General features: G+C 52.1%; 19 protein-coding genes. 7 read left to right on the top strand and 12 right to left on the bottom strand.

The genetic code is table 11. From position 1 onward, the window contains the following. The coding region (locus WC488_01465; protein ID MFA5077074.1) for a PEP/pyruvate-binding domain-containing protein at positions 1-1430 on the bottom strand (1430 nt) is incomplete at its 3' end. Positions 1431-1539: 109 nt separating this feature from the next. Here WC488_01465 and WC488_01460 point away from each other — a divergent pair. Together WC488_01460 and WC488_01455 are read left to right on the top strand one after the other, a co-directional pair. Further along, on the top strand, positions 1540-2016 hold the full coding sequence (locus WC488_01460; GenBank protein MFA5077073.1) for a hypothetical protein: 477 nt from the start codon (positions 1540-1542) through the stop codon (positions 2014-2016). A gap of 120 nt (positions 2017-2136) precedes the next feature. Further along, a complete protein-coding gene (locus WC488_01455; protein MFA5077072.1) occupies positions 2137-2973 on the top strand; it encodes a hypothetical protein in 837 nt (278 codons plus the stop codon). Positions 2974-3016: 43 nt separating this feature from the next. Here the strand turns inward: WC488_01455 and WC488_01450 are convergent, their stop codons facing one another. The 7 genes from WC488_01450 to WC488_01420 all read right to left on the bottom strand — a co-directional run bounded on the left by WC488_01450 (position 3017) and on the right by WC488_01420 (position 9262). Beyond that, positions 3017-6067 carry a right-handed parallel beta-helix repeat-containing protein gene (locus tag WC488_01450; GenBank protein ID MFA5077071.1) on the bottom strand — a complete coding sequence of 1017 codons (3051 nt, stop codon included), beginning with the start codon at positions 6065-6067 and terminating at the stop codon, positions 3017-3019. A gap of 113 nt (positions 6068-6180) precedes the next feature. Then, on the bottom strand, positions 6181-6510 hold the full coding sequence (locus WC488_01445; protein MFA5077070.1) for a nascent polypeptide-associated complex protein: 330 nt from the start codon (positions 6508-6510) through the stop codon (positions 6181-6183). Positions 6511-6571: 61 nt separating this feature from the next. Continuing rightward, positions 6572-7255: a creatininase family protein gene (locus WC488_01440; protein MFA5077069.1), complete on the bottom strand. Its 684-nt coding sequence runs from the start codon at positions 7253-7255 to the stop codon at positions 6572-6574. Positions 7256-7266: 11 nt separating this feature from the next. Further along, the gene (locus WC488_01435; protein MFA5077068.1) at positions 7267-7536 is read right to left on the bottom strand and encodes a ribonuclease P protein subunit; all 270 of its coding nucleotides are present in this window, start codon (positions 7534-7536) and stop codon (positions 7267-7269) included. A gap of 45 nt (positions 7537-7581) precedes the next feature. Next, positions 7582-8178, bottom strand: coding sequence for a hypothetical protein (locus WC488_01430; GenBank protein ID MFA5077067.1), 597 nt, complete (start codon positions 8176-8178; stop codon positions 7582-7584). A gap of 12 nt (positions 8179-8190) precedes the next feature. Continuing rightward, a complete protein-coding gene (locus WC488_01425) occupies positions 8191-8646 on the bottom strand; it encodes a 30S ribosomal protein S15 (GenBank protein MFA5077066.1) in 456 nt (151 codons plus the stop codon). A gap of 22 nt (positions 8647-8668) precedes the next feature. Continuing rightward, positions 8669-9262: an XTP/dITP diphosphatase gene (locus WC488_01420; GenBank protein ID MFA5077065.1), complete on the bottom strand. Its 594-nt coding sequence runs from the start codon at positions 9260-9262 to the stop codon at positions 8669-8671. 41 nt (positions 9263-9303) lie between these two features. Here WC488_01420 and WC488_01415 point away from each other — a divergent pair, with 41 nt between their 5' ends. After that, complete coding sequence (locus tag WC488_01415) at positions 9304-10143, top strand: hypothetical protein (GenBank protein ID MFA5077064.1); 840 nt, start codon at positions 9304-9306, stop codon at positions 10141-10143. A 40-nt stretch (positions 10144-10183) separates the two neighbouring features. Here the strand turns inward: WC488_01415 and WC488_01410 are convergent, their stop codons facing one another. Genes WC488_01410 through WC488_01400 form a run of 3 tightly spaced genes read right to left on the bottom strand, consistent with a single transcriptional unit; the run spans position 10184 to position 12052 of the window. Further along, complete coding sequence (locus tag WC488_01410) at positions 10184-11167, bottom strand: hypothetical protein (GenBank protein ID MFA5077063.1); 984 nt, start codon at positions 11165-11167, stop codon at positions 10184-10186. Positions 11168-11178: 11 nt separating this feature from the next. Beyond that, a complete protein-coding gene (locus tag WC488_01405) occupies positions 11179-11454 on the bottom strand; it encodes an RpoL/Rpb11 RNA polymerase subunit family protein (protein ID MFA5077062.1) in 276 nt (91 codons plus the stop codon). Positions 11455-11473: 19 nt separating this feature from the next. Next, the gene (locus WC488_01400) at positions 11474-12052 is read right to left on the bottom strand and encodes an exosome complex RNA-binding protein Csl4 (GenBank protein MFA5077061.1); all 579 of its coding nucleotides are present in this window, start codon (positions 12050-12052) and stop codon (positions 11474-11476) included. Positions 12053-12212: 160 nt separating this feature from the next. Between WC488_01400 and WC488_01395 the strand changes: the two genes are divergently transcribed. The 4 genes from WC488_01395 (at position 12213) to WC488_01380 (ending at position 16177) form a co-directional block, all read left to right on the top strand. Next, positions 12213-13448: a DUF373 family protein gene (locus WC488_01395; GenBank protein MFA5077060.1), complete on the top strand. Its 1236-nt coding sequence runs from the start codon at positions 12213-12215 to the stop codon at positions 13446-13448. Positions 13449-13517: 69 nt separating this feature from the next. After that, positions 13518-14681 (top strand): hypothetical protein, encoded by a 1164-nt coding sequence (locus tag WC488_01390; GenBank protein ID MFA5077059.1) that lies wholly within the window; start codon positions 13518-13520, stop codon positions 14679-14681. Positions 14682-14786: 105 nt separating this feature from the next. Further along, positions 14787-15416 carry a hypothetical protein gene (locus WC488_01385; protein ID MFA5077058.1) on the top strand — a complete coding sequence of 210 codons (630 nt, stop codon included), beginning with the start codon at positions 14787-14789 and terminating at the stop codon, positions 15414-15416. Positions 15417-15433: 17 nt separating this feature from the next. Further along, the gene (locus WC488_01380; protein MFA5077057.1) at positions 15434-16177 is read left to right on the top strand and encodes a hypothetical protein; all 744 of its coding nucleotides are present in this window, start codon (positions 15434-15436) and stop codon (positions 16175-16177) included. 49 nt (positions 16178-16226) lie between these two features. Here the strand turns inward: WC488_01380 and WC488_01375 are convergent. Further along, the coding region (locus WC488_01375; protein ID MFA5077056.1) for a S16 family serine protease at positions 16227-16754 on the bottom strand (528 nt) is incomplete at its 5' end.

Genomic DNA, 16754 nt, shown 5'->3' with positions numbered 1-16754 from the left:
GCGAGATTCACGTAGATTTTCGTGCCGGTTATCGGGGGCTCGCATTTCGCGTATCCAGGGGCGCCTGCTTCGGCTTTGGGTTTCGCCGCTATTTCGCCCTCGTAAACTATTCCCCTTTCCCCGTCCACGCTCACAAGCATTTCATCCCTCAGGACGGTGGTGGCGCTTCCTGTGCCTACTATGCACGGGATTCCCAGTTCGCGCGAAACTATGGCCGCGTGGCTGGTCATCCCGCCCTGATCGGTAACTATGCCGCCTGCCTTTTTCATCGCAGGAACGAAGTCCGGGGTGGTCATCGGTGCAACGAGTATGTCACCCTTGCTCATTTTTCCTATTTCCTTCGCGGTCGCGCATACTTTCACTTTTCCCACTCCGATTCCAGGGGATGCGGCAAGGCCGCGCAGTATGGGTTTAGCTCCGGTAGGGGTGTTCTTCCTGCTTTCCACCGTGCTCACCGCAGGGGTTTGTTCTTTCCTCAGCGTGGTTATGGGCCTGGACTGCACGATGTACAGATTGCCTTCATGCACCGCCCACTCTATATCTTGAGGGAAATTGTAATGCTCCTCAATCTTTTTGCCTATTTTCGCCAAATCGAGTATCTGGGAATCAGTGAGCTTCTGGCTTTGCTGGGCATCCTCCTTTATGTCCGCGTGCTGGTTCTTCTCCCCTATCTTCACGAGCATCCAGGTCTGTTTCGCCACCGTCTTGTCCGATATCTCCATCCTCGACTTGCTCACCCTGTACGTGTCAGGTGTCACTTGCCCGCTCACGACTGTTTCGCCGAGCCCGTACGCTCCTTCTATCGTTATCGTATCCGCATCCTGGGAAACCGGGTCCACGGTGAACATCACGCCGGCGCGCTCGCTCTGCACCATGAGCTGCACCACCGCGGCCAAGCCTACTTTCATGTGCTCGAAGTTGTTCTGCACCCTGTAGAATATCGCGCGCGGCTCGAAGAGGGATGCCCAGCACTCCTTCACGGCTTCCACAACGTTGTCGCTGCCCCTTATATTGAGAAAGGTGCTCTGCTGGCCTGCGAAGCTCGCAGTGGGCAAATCCTCGGCGGTTGCCGAGCTTCTCACCGCGACGTAGCACTCTTTTCCGGAGCGCTCGCTGAGCTTCTTGTATTGCGAGCGGATTTCCTTCTCTATTTCGCTCGGGATTTCTCCGCCGAGTATGAGGGACTTTATTTGCTCGCTCGCGCGGTTGAGATTATCGGAATCGTTGACGTCCAGGGACGAGAGTATGTCCGTGATGGGGCCGGTAAGCCCGTTGTTGCTGAGATGGTCGAAATACGCGCTGCTCACCACGACAAAACCAGGGGGGATTGGGAAGCCGTTGTTCGCCATTTCGCCGAGGTTCGCACCCTTTCCGCCTGCTTCCGCGAGGCTGGATCTGCTCAACTGCTCAAACCATTTTACATAGGCCACTAGCTCACCCACAAAGCAGAATTTGCTATTAGTTCGGGGAAAAGCTTAATAAAGAATTTGAAACATAGAACTACAGTATCCTATAAATAATAACATTAAAGCGATGACCATGGCCAACGGAAATACTGTGCAGAAGCTTAACGCATTGGCTACTTTCAAAGTGGGGCGGATATTAGTTAGTCGGATAGGAAAGGGGCGGATACCTAAAAATACGATAGACAGGTTTTTCGAGTTAGGAACGAAAATTATACCTAATACGGAGAAAGAACTTCGCGAAGCCGCGGATAAACCAGAAAGGGCGGATGATGAAACCTCCAGAGCAGTGAAGTCCGCGAACATGGCAACCGGGAACATATACAAGAGATGCGCTGAACTGTGCAACGAGGACAATAATTTTGGCAGGGCTCTCTGGGAATACGCAAAAGCAGGCACGAGTTATTTGCGCGCTGGCGCTTATATAGAGGCGGCGGAAGCGTTCGAAAAAGCGGAAAAATTCAATGAAGCTGCCGAAGCATTTGCGCTGGGCGGGTTTTTCGACGAAGCGCTCGAAATGCTGAAGAAAATGGAACCGATTGACCGAAAATAGGGCATAGATTTAAAAGGTTGAAGAAAAAGAAATGAATTTTAGTGATAAATTATGGGTAGTGCCTTGGTCGCTTTTCGTATCGTTTCTCGCCCCCCAGTTAAGCCTGCCGGGCGCCCCGTAATGGATTCAAAAGCCGCGTATGCGGCCTATTTCAAGGATGGAAGCATGTCGGGCAAGCTAAACGCGCTCAATAGAATAAAGGAAGAGGTCAAAAGCGGCCGAAGCCTGAAGCCTTACATAGGGATTTTGAAGAGCGGGCTTAGGGAAAAGGACGCAGATATCCGATTTGTAGCTGTGGAAGCGTGCAGGGAATCCGCATCCATGGGGCATGGCTGCGAGCTCCAGCCACTCCTCCATTTCCTTGCAGAATCCATGTCCCACAAAATCTGGTATGTTGCCGAAACTTCCGCGGACGCGCTTTTCCTCGCGGTAAAGGAAGGGGCGAGGCTCGATGAGGCAACTGCGGCCCTGGTGAAAGAGGGCACGTCCCATGAAAGCCAGGATGTAAGGATAAACGCCTTGTTCGCCCTCAGCATACATGAAGGCGGAATACTGAACGGCGGGAAAACGCATCTTTACAGAGTGATACTGGCGGAAGGGCTTGACATAGAGTATGTAAGTTCAATTATGAATATGGCCAAGAGCGATTGGAGATGGGGCGTATCCAATTTGTCCCATTTGTTCGGAACGTTTCCGGCATCAGAGACCGGCGAAATGCTGGTTGAGAGATTAAGAAGGCTGGATATCCAGACTGCAATGCAGGAGCCGGAAGCCCTTCAGGAGCTTATGTTCGCGCTTTGTCATGCCGACAGGTACGTACAGCTTGAAGCGCTTTGGCAGATAAGGGAACTCATTAGAAACGGCCTGCCAGTTGAACTGCTAGACTCTCGGATGAAGGCGGTGCTGGCCGAGGCACATGCAAACGTCGGAGTCAAGCCACCCGCTGGCATTGGATGAGGAATTTGTTTCAAGTTTTAGGAGAAATGCCCGGGCAATTTTTTTATCCCTGCCTTTTAGACAGGTAATAGAGCACAGCTCCCACTATCAACACGAGCAGCAGGAACGCGAGCAGCCACCATGTCCAGCTCCAGTCATAGCCTTGCGCTGGCTGAGCAGGGGGAGTCACCGGAGGGGTCACGGGCGGAGTCACCGGAGGGGTCACGGGCGGAACGTACGGGGTCTCGTTCTGCGTCACGTTTGTGAGGTTCTGCGCTGGAGGCGCGGAAGTTTCGTTCAACGAAAGGTTCTCCTGCGGGACAGGAGGGGTTCCTCCCTGGGTTTGGTTGGTCTGGTTGGAGGCAGGAGGCTCTTCCTGAGGCCGGTTGCACAGCGCGAGCTCGAAAGGCCCTACGCTCGCGGGATTGTACGAACCTGATGAAAGCGAGTCTGCGGAGTAAGTGCCGCCCTGCGTTATCGTGAACGGGGCGATACCTCCGGAATCCGTGTCCTGTTCGTCCATGAGCGCGCCGTAGTCCGAATTCAGGTAAAGCCTCACAGGGATGCCGGAAAGCGCATCTTCGGAATAAGTGGCTGTTATCTCAAGCAGCCCAGACGTGCAGTTGAACGAGTAATCCAGCGTGGGGTTCCTCCTCGAGGTCCCGCTGCTGCCCCCGCTTCCTCCTGGCGCGTATGCAATCGGTATGTAATAAGTGGACGGGGTTATGGGATCAATCGGAGTGAGGGAAGTGGCGTTCTCGTCCACGTTCGCGGGGCGGAAACTCCAGCGCCTGCTCGCGTAGGCGCCTACGCCGAGATGGGCCGTATCGTAACCCGTGAGGTCCGAGGAATTGTAGTAGAACGTGGGCAGGAAGGACGCATACTCGGATGCCGAGGTAACGTTGAGCCCGTAGTACGTGCCCTGGCTGGACTGAACTATCTTCGCGGAGCTTATGTGCATGCCGCTTATGGAGCGTATGCTCGTCCCTGAAAGTCCGGCTTCGGTTATGTTCAGGACCTGTATTACCACATCTGTTGCATTGAGCCCGAAGCTCAGGTAATCAGTCGTGAAGTTGTACCCGCGCGTGCCGAGCGTGGAATCTTCGATTATCATCTCCAGAGCATACAGCGAGGAGGGGGCAAAATTGCTTTCCATGCCGTTTAATGCCGATTCTATTTCTGCAGCCAGCCCGCCTTGGAGCACCCTGCTGCCCCGGAAGCCGGAATATAATTCGGGTTCCTCGTCCGTCATCGGGGAAAAGAAGTAGTTGTTCCCTGAAAAGTTGAGCTCCGACGCCTCCATCGCTATCGCGCAGGTGGAGTTGCGCATGATGTTGTTCGCAAAGTCGAAAGTCTGGCTCTCTATGAATCCAAATGAGTATATGCTGGTGGTCAGGTTGTTGGAGAGGATGTGGCTGTTTTGGGAGCCCATCATTAACATTCCGTACAGGTTACCGTAAAACTGCGAATTTGAAATCGTGTTGTCGAAGCACGACTCTTCCAGGACGTCGTGGACGGACCCGTCCTGGAACAGGTAGTACAGCAGAAACGCCCCGTCCGAAAAGCCTATCATGCTGCCGTTCACAGTTGCGTATTCGAAAGTGTTGTTGTTGGACGCCAAGACGTTCAATATGCCGAATTCGGTGTCCGAAATCTGGAGGCCGGAGAAATTGTTGTTGTTGGAATAGAGGCCGTTAAGGGCGCCGACCATGGCGTAGTACACCGAAACATTGGTGAGCGTATTGTCCGTGGAATTGAAAATCACAACCAGGCCCAGGAGGGAATCTTCCATCCCCCTGTTGTCTATTGAAACATTGCCTACGGTGTTGTTCGTCGATTTTATGATTAGAACTCCGAACAGGTTGTCCGTTGCCTGGGAATTCGAGAGCGCGGAGTTGTCCGTGCCTACGAAGAACACGCCGTTGTTGGATGCAACATCTGAGCCGTGGATGGTGAGATTGTCCAGGGTTGAATAATCCGCGTTGCAGATGAACAGCTCGGAAAGCTCGGTGCTGCTCAGGTTCGCTGATTCGTTGGAATAGAATATGGGCTTTCCCCTCGAGCCAGTCATGTTCACTACTATATTGTCGCAGTACGTCGTGTCAATTTCGAGTTCGGATATATTAAGGACTAACGACGGCAGGTTTAGCAGGTTTACAAAATCCATGTAGCTGTTGTCGAACGCCGAGTCGCCGGTGAGGTTGTTGCCGCTGCTGCTATCCAGGTAGAATCCTATGGTGTTGTAAGAAGCTTCGGATGAAAGTATGGTGTTGTTGTCGCTGTAGGAGATTTGGAAGCCCTCAAAAGAATTGTTGGAGGCATTGCAGCCGGTTATGGTGTTCGCGTACGAGTTGTTCAGATAGAATCCGTACTCGTCGTTAAGATTGGCCTCGCAGGATTCGAACTCGTTGGCCGTCGAGAGCTTGATGTAGAAGCCGCCTATTGAGTTGTTGTACGCGTTGGAATCAGAAAACTCGTTGCCGGTGGATGATGAGATGTAATATCCCAAGTCCGAGTTGTTGTACGCGAGGCTGTCTTCAAACAGGTTGTTGTGGCTGTCTATCAGGGTGAAGCCGTTGAATGCGTAAACTTCATCATCATGACCGTTGTTGTATGCGATGTTTGAGGAAAAATTGCTCCCGTTGCTTGAATCCAGGTAGAACCCGCTGTCGTTGTTTCCGAAAGCCTGGTTCTCAATTATAGTATTTCCCGAGCTGTTCACGAAGTAGAATCCGAGCTCGTTGCTTGTGGCGGTGAGGTTGTACAAATGAGAATTGCCGCCAGTCAGGTATATTCCTGCGAGATCAGAGCCCTGCGCCACGAAATCGCTCATGTTCACGCCGTTGGCAGAAATCGTAAAAACCGCAATGCTTGAGTTGGAAGCGTTCACGAAGACAGAGCTGTTGTAGCCGTATATCCCAATTGTTTTGTTCACCAGCACGTTTTCGGCATAAGTGCCAGGGCAGACAACTATGGATGCACCGCTGCTCGCTGCGTTCACCGCGCCCTGAATGGTGGCGTAATTAGTTTGCGGCGGCGTGTAGCACGGAGCGCTGTTGTTCACGTATATGCTGTCGTTCGAAGGAAGAAACAGCGCATGGCTGCTGCCGAGCAATGCTAACAAAACCAGGATAATAGATAACAAACCGGCGGGCTTCACAGACTTCACCTCTTGGATTCTCTGAGAAACCTTCCATGAAAAAATTTATAAATGCGGGTTCGCAGGCATTAGTCCTGTTTAGACAGTTCGAGTATCGCCTGTGCGAGGTCGCCGTTGGACTTTTTGAGCGCATCAAGCGCCTGCTCGCGCGTGCATTTCGCCTGCTCCATTACCATCTTCACGTCGTCTTCGCTCAGGCTCGCTTCAACAGAAACCTTGCCCTGGATTTGGTAGGACTTCTGGCCCTGGGCTGTAATCTCCACTATCTGGGGTTCTGAGATGATTATGCGCTCGCCTTCCCGCTCTATTATTACGCGGTTCGCGCTCAGTTCCTGCGAGTTTATGCCCATCTGCTTGAGCATCTTCTCCATCTGTTTCGGGTTCATGTTCGGAAGCATAAGTAACACCTGGCTATTCTTTCCAATCGCTGCTTTCTCCAATTCGCTCCTGCCCTACATCCTATTTCTTCAGTTCAAGGTTAGCTTTTATTATCCTGACGAGCTTTTCCTCCACTTCCAGGACCATTTTCTCCCCTTTTTCCCTGCTTATGCTTTTCACGCTCCCGATGTAGCCGGAGGGCGTGAAAACGTCGGACGGAGCCGGAACCACGTAGCCCTCGTAGGGCTGGAAGCTTTCCTGCTTGGGCTCCTTGTTCAGCTTTCCGCCCAGCGCGAGAAGCACGCTCGCCTCGTTCTCATCTGCGTGGCCTGTCTCGGTTTTCAGCAGGTTCCACCATGAAACTATCGCGGCCTTGAAATCGAAATCGTCGCTCATCTCCTTTAATGTATTTTTTATTATGGATTCGTTCCCTCCGTGGCCGTTTATCACCAGGAATTTGCGGAAGCCGTTTCGTATTAGCTCGGAAAACACGTCATACACAATCGCAGAGAGCGTATTCTGGGAAAGCGAGACCGTCCCTGGGAACCTTCTCAAAGTGTAGCAGAATCCCAAATTTATAGGAGGAAAAAGCAATGAATCGGTTTTTTCCGCTACTCGTTTTGCTATTCCGTAGGGAATGAACGTGTCTGTTTTCAAAGGAAGGTGCTTTCCGTGCGCCTCGAACGCGCCGAACACCAGGATGATTGTTTTGTCCTTCTTCACTTCCGAATTGATTTCGTCCCAGCTCAAATCTTCAAGCAACATAGGAGCACCGTTCACAGGGCTTTCTTGGTTCTTTCCTCGGGCCTGAAGAGGATGTCTTTTCCCTTCAGCCCCGCTTTTTCCCCGTTCTCAAGCGTGAAAAGAAATTCCGAGGAGACTTTCTGTATTTTCACTTCGCCTTTTCCGGTCTCAAGCACGATGAGGTTCTTGGTCTCGTCCACGACTTTTCCCTTTAGTCCAATCCATTTCCTGCACGAGGAATTCACTATCTCCGCCGGGAGCCCGATAAGCTCGTGGATGCGGAGATTTTTCGCGGTGCGCATAATATCAGGATGAATATAGAGAATGGTGGAGAAAAATGAAAAAAATCACGAAAGATTTTCCTTGAGCTCGGTCTTCCTGGTCTCCACGCGCCTCATCGCCGTGATTTGCTTGAGGCGGTTGAACACCTTGCTCGCGAACCTGCCGAACACGATTTCCTGCATGAGCTGGTCCGAAGTGAACTCCTCGGCCATCTTCTTCACTTCCGCGTCTATCGCGTGGTGGAGGTTCTTCTTCGTGTTCTGCGAGACCGCGCTCCCTGTTATCGCGAGTATCTTCACCCTGAGGACCTGGTCGTCCTTTGTTTTCAGGTCCTTCACGAACGTGATGAGCGAGCGGTTCCGCCTCGAGAGCGTCCTTATGTACGACGGCGAAATCTCGTGCCCTATGAGCTTCGTGTAGGCGCTCTTGCCCTTCACTTCCATCACGCGGAACTTGAGCGAGGTGAAAATGGAAATCTGCGAGGGCTGGCCTGTGATTTCCGCAAGGCTTATGGACACTATGCGGTTCTTCAGGTTGTCCTCGTCGCTTGAGATTATCTCGGCGATTTCCTTGTTGTCGAATATGTGGGGCGCAAGCACGTTGTACCACTGCTTGGTCTTCCACTTGTCAACCACTTTGGTTTTCTTGCTTGGAGTTGCCATCGGGAATCACCGTCACTTCACTATGAGCGCCGCGGTTTCCGCGTCGTATTTCCAATCAGATGGAAGCCTTCCGTTCCTGCGGTAGTACTTCACTAGGCGCTGTATCTTGGACTCCACGTGGAGGAGCTTCACCTTCCCGTGCACGTCCATCTTGTTCCCCTTCATGTGGTTCCGCATCCTGACTGCTTTCCTTATGAGGTTGAGCAAATCGTCGGGGTACTGCGGGCGGAGGTTCTCTTCTTCGAGGAACTGGTTGAGCGTCTTGCCCAGTATCGGCTTCACCATCGGCACCGCGTACTGGTCCCGGAGCACCATCCCTATCATCGTGGGAGGAGTGCCCTTCTTGCACAGCCCGCGTATGATGTCCTTCACTTCCTCCTTGGAGTAATCAACCCACTTCGGGGCCACCTTGCTTTTGGGCCTCTTGCGGGAGCTTTTCCCCTTTTTTCCTGAATGCAATCTTGCCATTAAGGTTCACCATTAATCGTTCTTACTTTTTTGCTTTTTTTGCTTTTATGGTATAAGTAGAATACCACCTGGCGAAGGCAGTAAAAGCATTAAACCTATGCGAAATACGGTTTTTAAGCGTTTCGTTTTCCGCGAACGTCAGAAGTTCCGGGTTGCCGTCTTTTGGGACGAATATGGGGTCGTATCCGAAGCCTGAGGAGCCGCATTCACGCCCGCTTATCGTGCCGTGCACATCTCCGCAAAAGGTGCGCGCGCCGTTCTCATCCACATAGGCTATGCACGCCTTGAAATATGCGGAACGGTTGCGCGAGCCAGCCATCAATTTGAGAATTCCGGGATTGCCGAGCTTCTTCTGAACCCACGCTGAATAAGCGCCCGGAAAATTATTGAGCGAAGGGATGAACAGCCCGGAATCCTCGACTATGAGCGGCTTTTTCACTTCCGCGAAAATGGATTCCGCGCTCGCGAACGCGACTTCCTCCACGTCCTCGGCGCGTATTTCCGGGCGGGACAGGTTGAGGCGCTCCAGCTCTATCCCGTAGGGCTTCAGCATTCCGGACGCTTCCTCGAATTTGTGCGCGTTGCCGGTTGCGAATAGTATTTTAATGGAAACCACCGTATAGACAATTTCATATTAGGTTTAAAAAAGTGATAATCATGGCAAGGAAAAACGGGAAAGAGGGTGCGCAGGCAGCCAAGATTGAGATTAAGCCTATCCCGGGAAGCAAGCCGGCTGTGGGAAGGAAAATCCCGGCGGCCATAGGGCGCGAGATGAAACCAGAGGAGCCGAAGCCGGAAACAGTGAAGGTGGAGGAGAAGCTCCCGACGAAAGAGGAAGCCGAGAGGAAGAAGGCGCTGGACGAGGTGGACAGCGCGATGAAGAAGCTAAGCATATACCCTGTGAGCGCGAACGAGCAGGCGAAGGAAGAGGCGCTCGCCACGCTCAAGCGGATTTACAGGAGCGACTCGCCGAACGTGAAGCAGGTGATGCTGTACGTGATGCACGAGCGGCTGACCAAGTTCGGGGAGTTCAGGATTCCGAAGAATTTCGAATATTTCAAGAAGAAGATGCAGCAGGCCGAGCCGGTCCAGCTGAGGATGAACGTGTACAACGAGATGTTCAATTACACCAACTCCCTGGAAGGGATGCTGGAAATAATCAACCTGCTCTCCGAGCTGGATGATGATGCGACGAAGCTGCTCACCCACCACTTCTCGTTCTTCTCCTCCTCGGACGGGAGCGAGGGCGCGAGGATGCTCAGGAACGCGGTGGTGGATGCGCTGGGAAAGAGCAAATCCCTCTACGCGCTCAAGACTCTGCTCGCTTATGCAAACAATGTGGACGGGGAGCAGCTCGGGGGCAGGATACTCTCGGCCATAGCAGGGTGGAGGGAGAAGCTCGGGAAAATGAAAATCGAGCAGAAGCAGAAGGACGCGCTCATGGCCAAAATAAACGAGCTGGTGCTGCTGGAAAGGGAGGAAGGGCACTATAGGTAAACTTCAACCGGGGCAATTCGTTCAGCTATTCCAGTACCGTTCAGTACAATAAGTTCGTATTGCAGTAGAGCGGCTCGTCCACGAACCCCGAGATGAAAAGCTTGAAATAGCCCACGTAGGGTATTGCGAACACGTTCGCGCCCTTTATGTTCTTCTCCTGGACCGGGGTGTTGGCAAGGTTCCGCGTGTGGTCATAAAACTGTATATCCAGCACGTCGTTGTTGTCCCCCTTCGTGAGCACGTAGGTGTAGTTGCCGGCCCGTATTTCCAAATAGGTGCGGTGGATTATGTCCCCGGTGTAGGAGAACAGGTCCCCGGTGTTGGGCTGGTAAACTATGACGTCGTTCTTCATGTCCGGCTTGAATTCCTGCCCGTTGTACGTGAGGGACGTCACGCACGGGGTGTCGGCTGCCGTATCTGTGCCCAGGACCTTTCTTTGGCACTTGGAATAATGGAAATAGAGCGGGCCCCTTTTCTCCACGAAGAGAGACGGGGAAGAATAGAAATCGGCGCAGACCTTGTCGGTGTACTTGTAAACCTGGCAATAGGAAAAGAGCGAGCCGTTCACCAGGAATGTTCCCAAAGGCGAACTCACTTCAGTCTCGTGCGAGTAAACTTTCGCGAAATCCTCGGGGCTCATCTCTATCCTGGGCGCGTTCAGGCTCGCCGCAGTCGCGCCGCGTATTATCGTGAGGTCCCCGCGCTGGAGGTTGGGGAGCATGGAACACGAGACAACGGCGCTTATCGGCACCGATGTGCCCAGGAGCACGGATACTGAAAGCCAGAGCAGCACCGCGATTCCCAGTGACTTCAGCGTGTCGTACATCTCGTACCTCACGCCGTGGTGCTGCACGCCCTGCTGGATTTCTATGAAAACGAAGGCGATGAACTCTACTGCAACCAGCACTCCGAATATGGGGCTCTTTGTGAGCAGGTAAAATATGAGGGTTACGATGAGGATGGAAATCTGGGCAGTGCTCTCCTCGAACCTGGTAAGCTTCTCCCCGACCTTCTTCAAGTCCACCAGGACCACGCTCACTTGGCTTTCTTGAGCGCCTTCTTGAGGTCGGTTATCTGGGAGCGCATGTCGTCTATGGCGCCGAGGGTGAGGTCCAGCGCGTCCTTGCTCTTTGTCCTTACTACAATACGGGGCTTCCCGACCGTCGGATGGTCCACCTTGTAGGACACAAATTCAACCGCGTCGTTCTTGGAGAGGGCGCCGGTTATGAGCTCGGGAAGCGTGTAGGACTCGTGCCCGAAGATTTCGAACTCCAGCAGCGTCTTCTCGTGATTTATTATTTTTATCTCCATTTGCTCACCTGAACCTTGCTTAGAACTTTATCTCGTTGAGCGTCACTTCGTGCCCGTAGGATTTGGCGAGCTTGCGCCTCTCGGTCCTGCCGCAGTACGTGCACTTCACCGCAGGCCCGGCCAGCGCCATCTCGTGCCTGCAGGCCCCGCAGTACGCCTTGACTACGCCTAAATCGAAGCCTTTCGTGCTGAGCGCGATTCCTATCTTCACGTCTTCCACGCGGGCCTTCACTATGTCCCCGCGCTTCATCTCTGTCTTGGCGGTCGGGACGAACCCCTCGCGTATGTTCATCACCCTGAGCACGCCGTAATCCTGGGCTGGGCAGAAGCGCTCGCGGCCGCGCACCAGGGGCTCTATCTCTATGAGCGCGAGGTTCTCCATCACTTCGGAAACTATCCCGTACACTACTTGGCCCGGGTGGATGCGCACCACTTCCTTCTTGGAGAGCACGCTAACTTCGCCGTGCTCGCGCACGACCCTTCCGGGCACTGCGGCGTAAATCTCGTTGTCGCGTTCGTACGCGCCCTTTCCGGGCGCGGCTTCTTCCGCCTCCCCGATTTTCTTCCCGGGGTACGCGAAACTCTTCTCGTCTTCCATCAAATCACTTCAATCAGCATGATTAGCGCATTATGCGTTTGCCGTTCATCTGTTCATGAGAAATAATAAACCCTGTTAGTCTCAATCAACGCTTCTAACTCTTCAATAGCAATAGTATGGATGGATAACATATTTAAATAGATTTTGAATAATGCTCAGTATGGAGAATCCCATTCTCGTGCTCTGCATAGACAGGGACAACGACCTTTTCGAGAAGGCCAAGATTCACGGCCCGGTCATAGGCAGGGACGAGAACATCAAGGCTGCGACCAAGCTCGCGCTCGCTGACCCCGAGGACCCGGACGCGAACGCCATATTTTCCGCAATAAAGACTTACGACGAGATAAAGAGCGAGGACAAGAACGTGGTTGTAGCCACGCTCACCGGGCACAAGAAGCTCGGCTACCGCGCGGACATGGAGATTTCGAAGCAGATGGACAAGATAATAGAGGAGACGCACGCGGAAACCTGCGTGTTCATATCTGACGGGGCCTCGGACGAGGAGATGCTCCCGATAGTGAAGAGCAGGATGAAGATAAACTCGTCGAAAGTTGTCGTGATAAAGCAGGCGAAGGAGCTCGAGAAGACGTATTTCGTGATACTGGAGAAGCTCAAGGACCCTTACTACGCGAAAATCATACTCGGGGTCCCGGCGATGATAATATTCCTGCTCTCGCTCGCGAGCCAGTTCGGATACGGATGGCAGCCCATAGGCATACTCGTGGGCACTTACCTCATACTCAAGGGATTCGGGATAGACGAGAGGATAAGCGGCGTGATGAGCGAGTTCAAGTTCTCCATAGACAAGACGAGCTGGATAGCTTACACGTCTTCTTTAGTGCTGCTCGGGCTTTCCGCGGTGGCGGTGTACCAGGCTTACGTTGAAGCGTCCGCGATGCAGCTGCTCGGGGAGAAGGTAATCGCGTACGCGGTGAGGGCAGGGCTCCTCATCACTCCGTGGGCGCTGCTGTTCATACTGGTAGGGAAATCCCTGGACGCACTGGCCGAGAAGAGGAAATTCCTCATTACGAGGTACGGGCTTTACGGGAGCGCCATCATGCTCACCACCATGCTGCTCAAGATAGGGTGCGACTGGATATTGAACATATCTCCGCCGTACGTGAATTTCGCCGACTTCCTGCTCACGATACTGGTGAGCCTGCTCGCTGGTTACGGCGTTATACAGGCAGTGAAGATGATACGGGAGGAGGCGCTCAGGGGAATGAAGCTGGAGGGCAAGGAGCTTATAGGCGAAGGCGGAAGCTACATTGGAAAAGTCGTGGGAGTGAACATGAAGGAGGGCCAGCTCATCGTTCAAACGCCGTTCGAGAGGAAGATAAGCGTGATGCTCGAGGACATAAGCAGCATAGGGGACAAAGTGGTAGTGAGGCAGTAGTCTTTCATTTGCTTACATTTTTAAACATTTTATATCATTACTTATTCTAACACTGCTGCGTGATAGGCTATGGTCCAAAAATACAGATACAAGCAACGTACGGGTTCAAATTTGCGGAATTTAGATAATCCAAAATTATTAACTGAGGGATTAATGGGGGATTACTTCGGCCTAAACGCAAGAATAGAAAAATGCCTGGCTTCGGCTAAAAGATCATATGGTATTTGTAAGTATGCAGAAGCCGGAGATCTTTATCGCAAAGCTGCGCTGGAATTGGCAATCTACTGCGGGATTATGCATGGAGAATGTACGCGTGAAGCCGAACGGGCGTTAGAGATATACGCGTTTGCAGAAGAATCATACGTGAAAAGGCTGAAGCTGCTTGAACAAGGGCAGAACGCCGGATTCGATACCAAAAAATCCGCTGAGATGCCGAAAATAAAGGGCAAGCTCGCAGAAACATACAGGGAGATGGGAGAACTTAGGATTACTACAAACCAGAATATAGGGGAAGCATTGGCCCTTCTGGAGAAAGCAGGGACGCTTTATCTTGAGGCAAGGCGGTACGGAGACGCCGCAAAAAACCTTACATCCTTGGCACAGCTGCAGTGCATGGTGGGCAATTGCGAAAATGCGCTCGAGTCTTACAAACGCGCTTTTGCGTCTTATTTACGCGGAGGCGACTATTGGGATGCGAAAAATGTCATGGGGAATGCCGTGGGAATGGCTGAAAAATACCTTAAGGACAAGGAAATTCAGCTATGCGGCTGGGCTTTAGAGGAGTGCGAAAAAGCGATGGGAAAGGAATGCGAATTGCAGAAGAAAGCGGATGCGCTTAGTTGCATGGGCTGGATTGAAAATGTGCGGGGTATGAGTGAAAGATGCGTCGGGAATGAAGCTTCAGCGCTTGAGAGCTATGCACGCGCCCTGAAGCATTATGCAGGCGCCCTTGGATGCCATTTTAAAGCTGCGGAGAAAGACCTGGATTCAGGAAAATTTTATCCCGCCATTCTGGCACACAAGAATGCGTTTAAGCTTTATGAAGAAGATATAAAGAAGGTAATCGCGAACGTTGGCGATTGCCCGGAATCAGAAGAAATACGGGCTATTTTGCGTGGCGAGGCAAAAAAACTGAGTGCGAGAGAATACCGGGCTTTGAACCAGGAGATTGGGCCTATCGCTAAAAAGCTTTTAGATGCTGCTGGCAATCTGGGCAAGATGGCGGAAACGTAATTTGCTTACATTTTTAAACATTTTATACTATTACTCTTTCTAACACATTTAAAAAATAGAGGTAATGATATGGCGCGAAGATGCGAACCCAATGCACGTGCAAATATGCATACCAAAGAAGAGTGGAGAACAAGAAACGTGCCGAAGCTGGCTGTTCGTAGGCACGACAGCCCCGAATTACCGAATCCTATGTGCGAAGGTGAGCAAAAGGGCGAACCGGGCAACTCTAGAACTGGACCGAAAAGGTATCTGGAACCAGAAGAGATTGACAGGCGCAAAAAAATGATGCATGAATTTATCAAAAACAAAAGATATGCGGATGCGCTTCTTGAATGCAAAAAAGCCGCAGGGGAAATAAACCTGAGAATGGGAGACCGCGGCCTTTTCAACGAAGCAAAGGACTGTGTTGTGGCGGCAATAAGGAAGGGAGATTTCAGGACAGAAGCAATAGAAGAAACGGAAAAAAATGCCGGCGACGCGTGGATGCTTAAAGCTTACCTGGAGGCACATTCAGGCAACTACAAAGCTGCCGTGAACAGTTATGGCATAGCTATAGAGAGATATATGTGGAATAGCGAGGGCTATTTCATGGAACAGGCCAATGCGGCGGATACAGAAGCCATGGAAGTGGCCAGAGCGCATCTGGGTAGAGAGGAAGTGCTGAAGTTAAAGGATAAGATTAGGTTTTGCATCTGCAATCCTGGAGCGCGCTGGAAACCGGATGGAGAAAACTGAATGATTTGAGGGTTATTATGACACGCAAACCATGGTATAACTGCGGATCCAAGGGTTATATATCACCCAGCGAACCACTGCTGACGGAGTCCAAGATTGGGCGCACAGGGTCAAGACTCGCACAACTGGGCAACGGCCCAGGGGAACGGATTTTGGTGGAGCCCAAAAACGGGCCTGGCGCCGCGGAAATAAGGGAAAGAATCTTTGAATGCAAAGAGAGCGTAAAACATCTTTTGGAAGAGGGTAAAATTGAGGAGGCGCTGAAGAAACTGCGCGAAGCAGACGAGTTTCTCAAATCCGGCTCCAATAGCGGGGACCACGGCCTGTTCAAGGATGCGATGTGCTGGGCATTGAAATGTATAAAAAAATCGGGGCCAGGCAATCGGCAGGAGCTTGGAGATGCGTGGAGGTGCAAGGCCTGGTTGGAAGCACGCGAAGGAAATCATCTTAGGGCATTGAAAGATTGCGCTGCGGCAGCGGAGAGGTATTTGAGCGGTGGTGCTCACTGCACGGCCGAATGCGCTAAACGTGCGGCGGTTGCTTACAAGGAAGCAAAGGGGGCGGCCTATAAACTGCGGTCCGAACCGAAGCTGCTGAAGCATGTGCTGGAATCCTACGAACGCATGGAGAAGGCATTTACGCCTGCATTGGACAGCGCGGAGGCGGAGCCGCATATCCAGCACTGCGTGAAGGATTTGAGGCATGCCCTGGCAACAATGGAAGGGGCTGGAAAATTTCATAAATTTTTTGGGCATCTGTAAATTACAGTATGCGCAGTCTGATACAATTTACAGATACAACGAGAAACGCCTAATTCTTTTCCTCTTTTTTCATGTTCTTCTTTATTTCAGAAACCAATTTCTTTTTCCTGGGGCTGTCCTCAAGCACGTAATCAAGAACCTCAGCGATTGTTGAGACAGGAATGACCTTTATCTTGCTGAGCGACTCCTTCGGGAGGTAAACGTCCATCTCGTTGGCTTTTGGGATGATTACACTCTTCATTCCTGCGTCTATCGCGGCTTCAATTTTGCCGTTTATCCCTCCGACCGGAAGCGAATCGCCGCGCACTGAAAGCGAGCCTGTGAGCGCGAAGCTCTGGTCCAGAGGAATCCCTTCAAGGGCGGAAATAACCCCGACCGCAATAGAGATGGAAGCGCTGTCCCCCTCCACTCCTTCATACGTCTGCAGAAACTGTATGTGGATGTCTTTTTGGGAAAGGTCCTTGCTCTCGTATTTCTTCAGGATGGCGGAAACGTTGTCCACCGCTTCCTTCGCAATCTGCCCGAGCTTCCCGGTCGCGATTACGCGCCCCTCGCTCCTTGAAGCCGAGGGGGTAAC

It is taken from the genome of Candidatus Micrarchaeia archaeon (genome assembly GCA_041650355.1).
Taxonomy (GTDB): Archaea; Micrarchaeota; Micrarchaeia; order Anstonellales; family Bilamarchaeaceae; genus JAHJBR01.
This window is presented reverse-complemented; position numbering and strand designations above follow the sequence as displayed.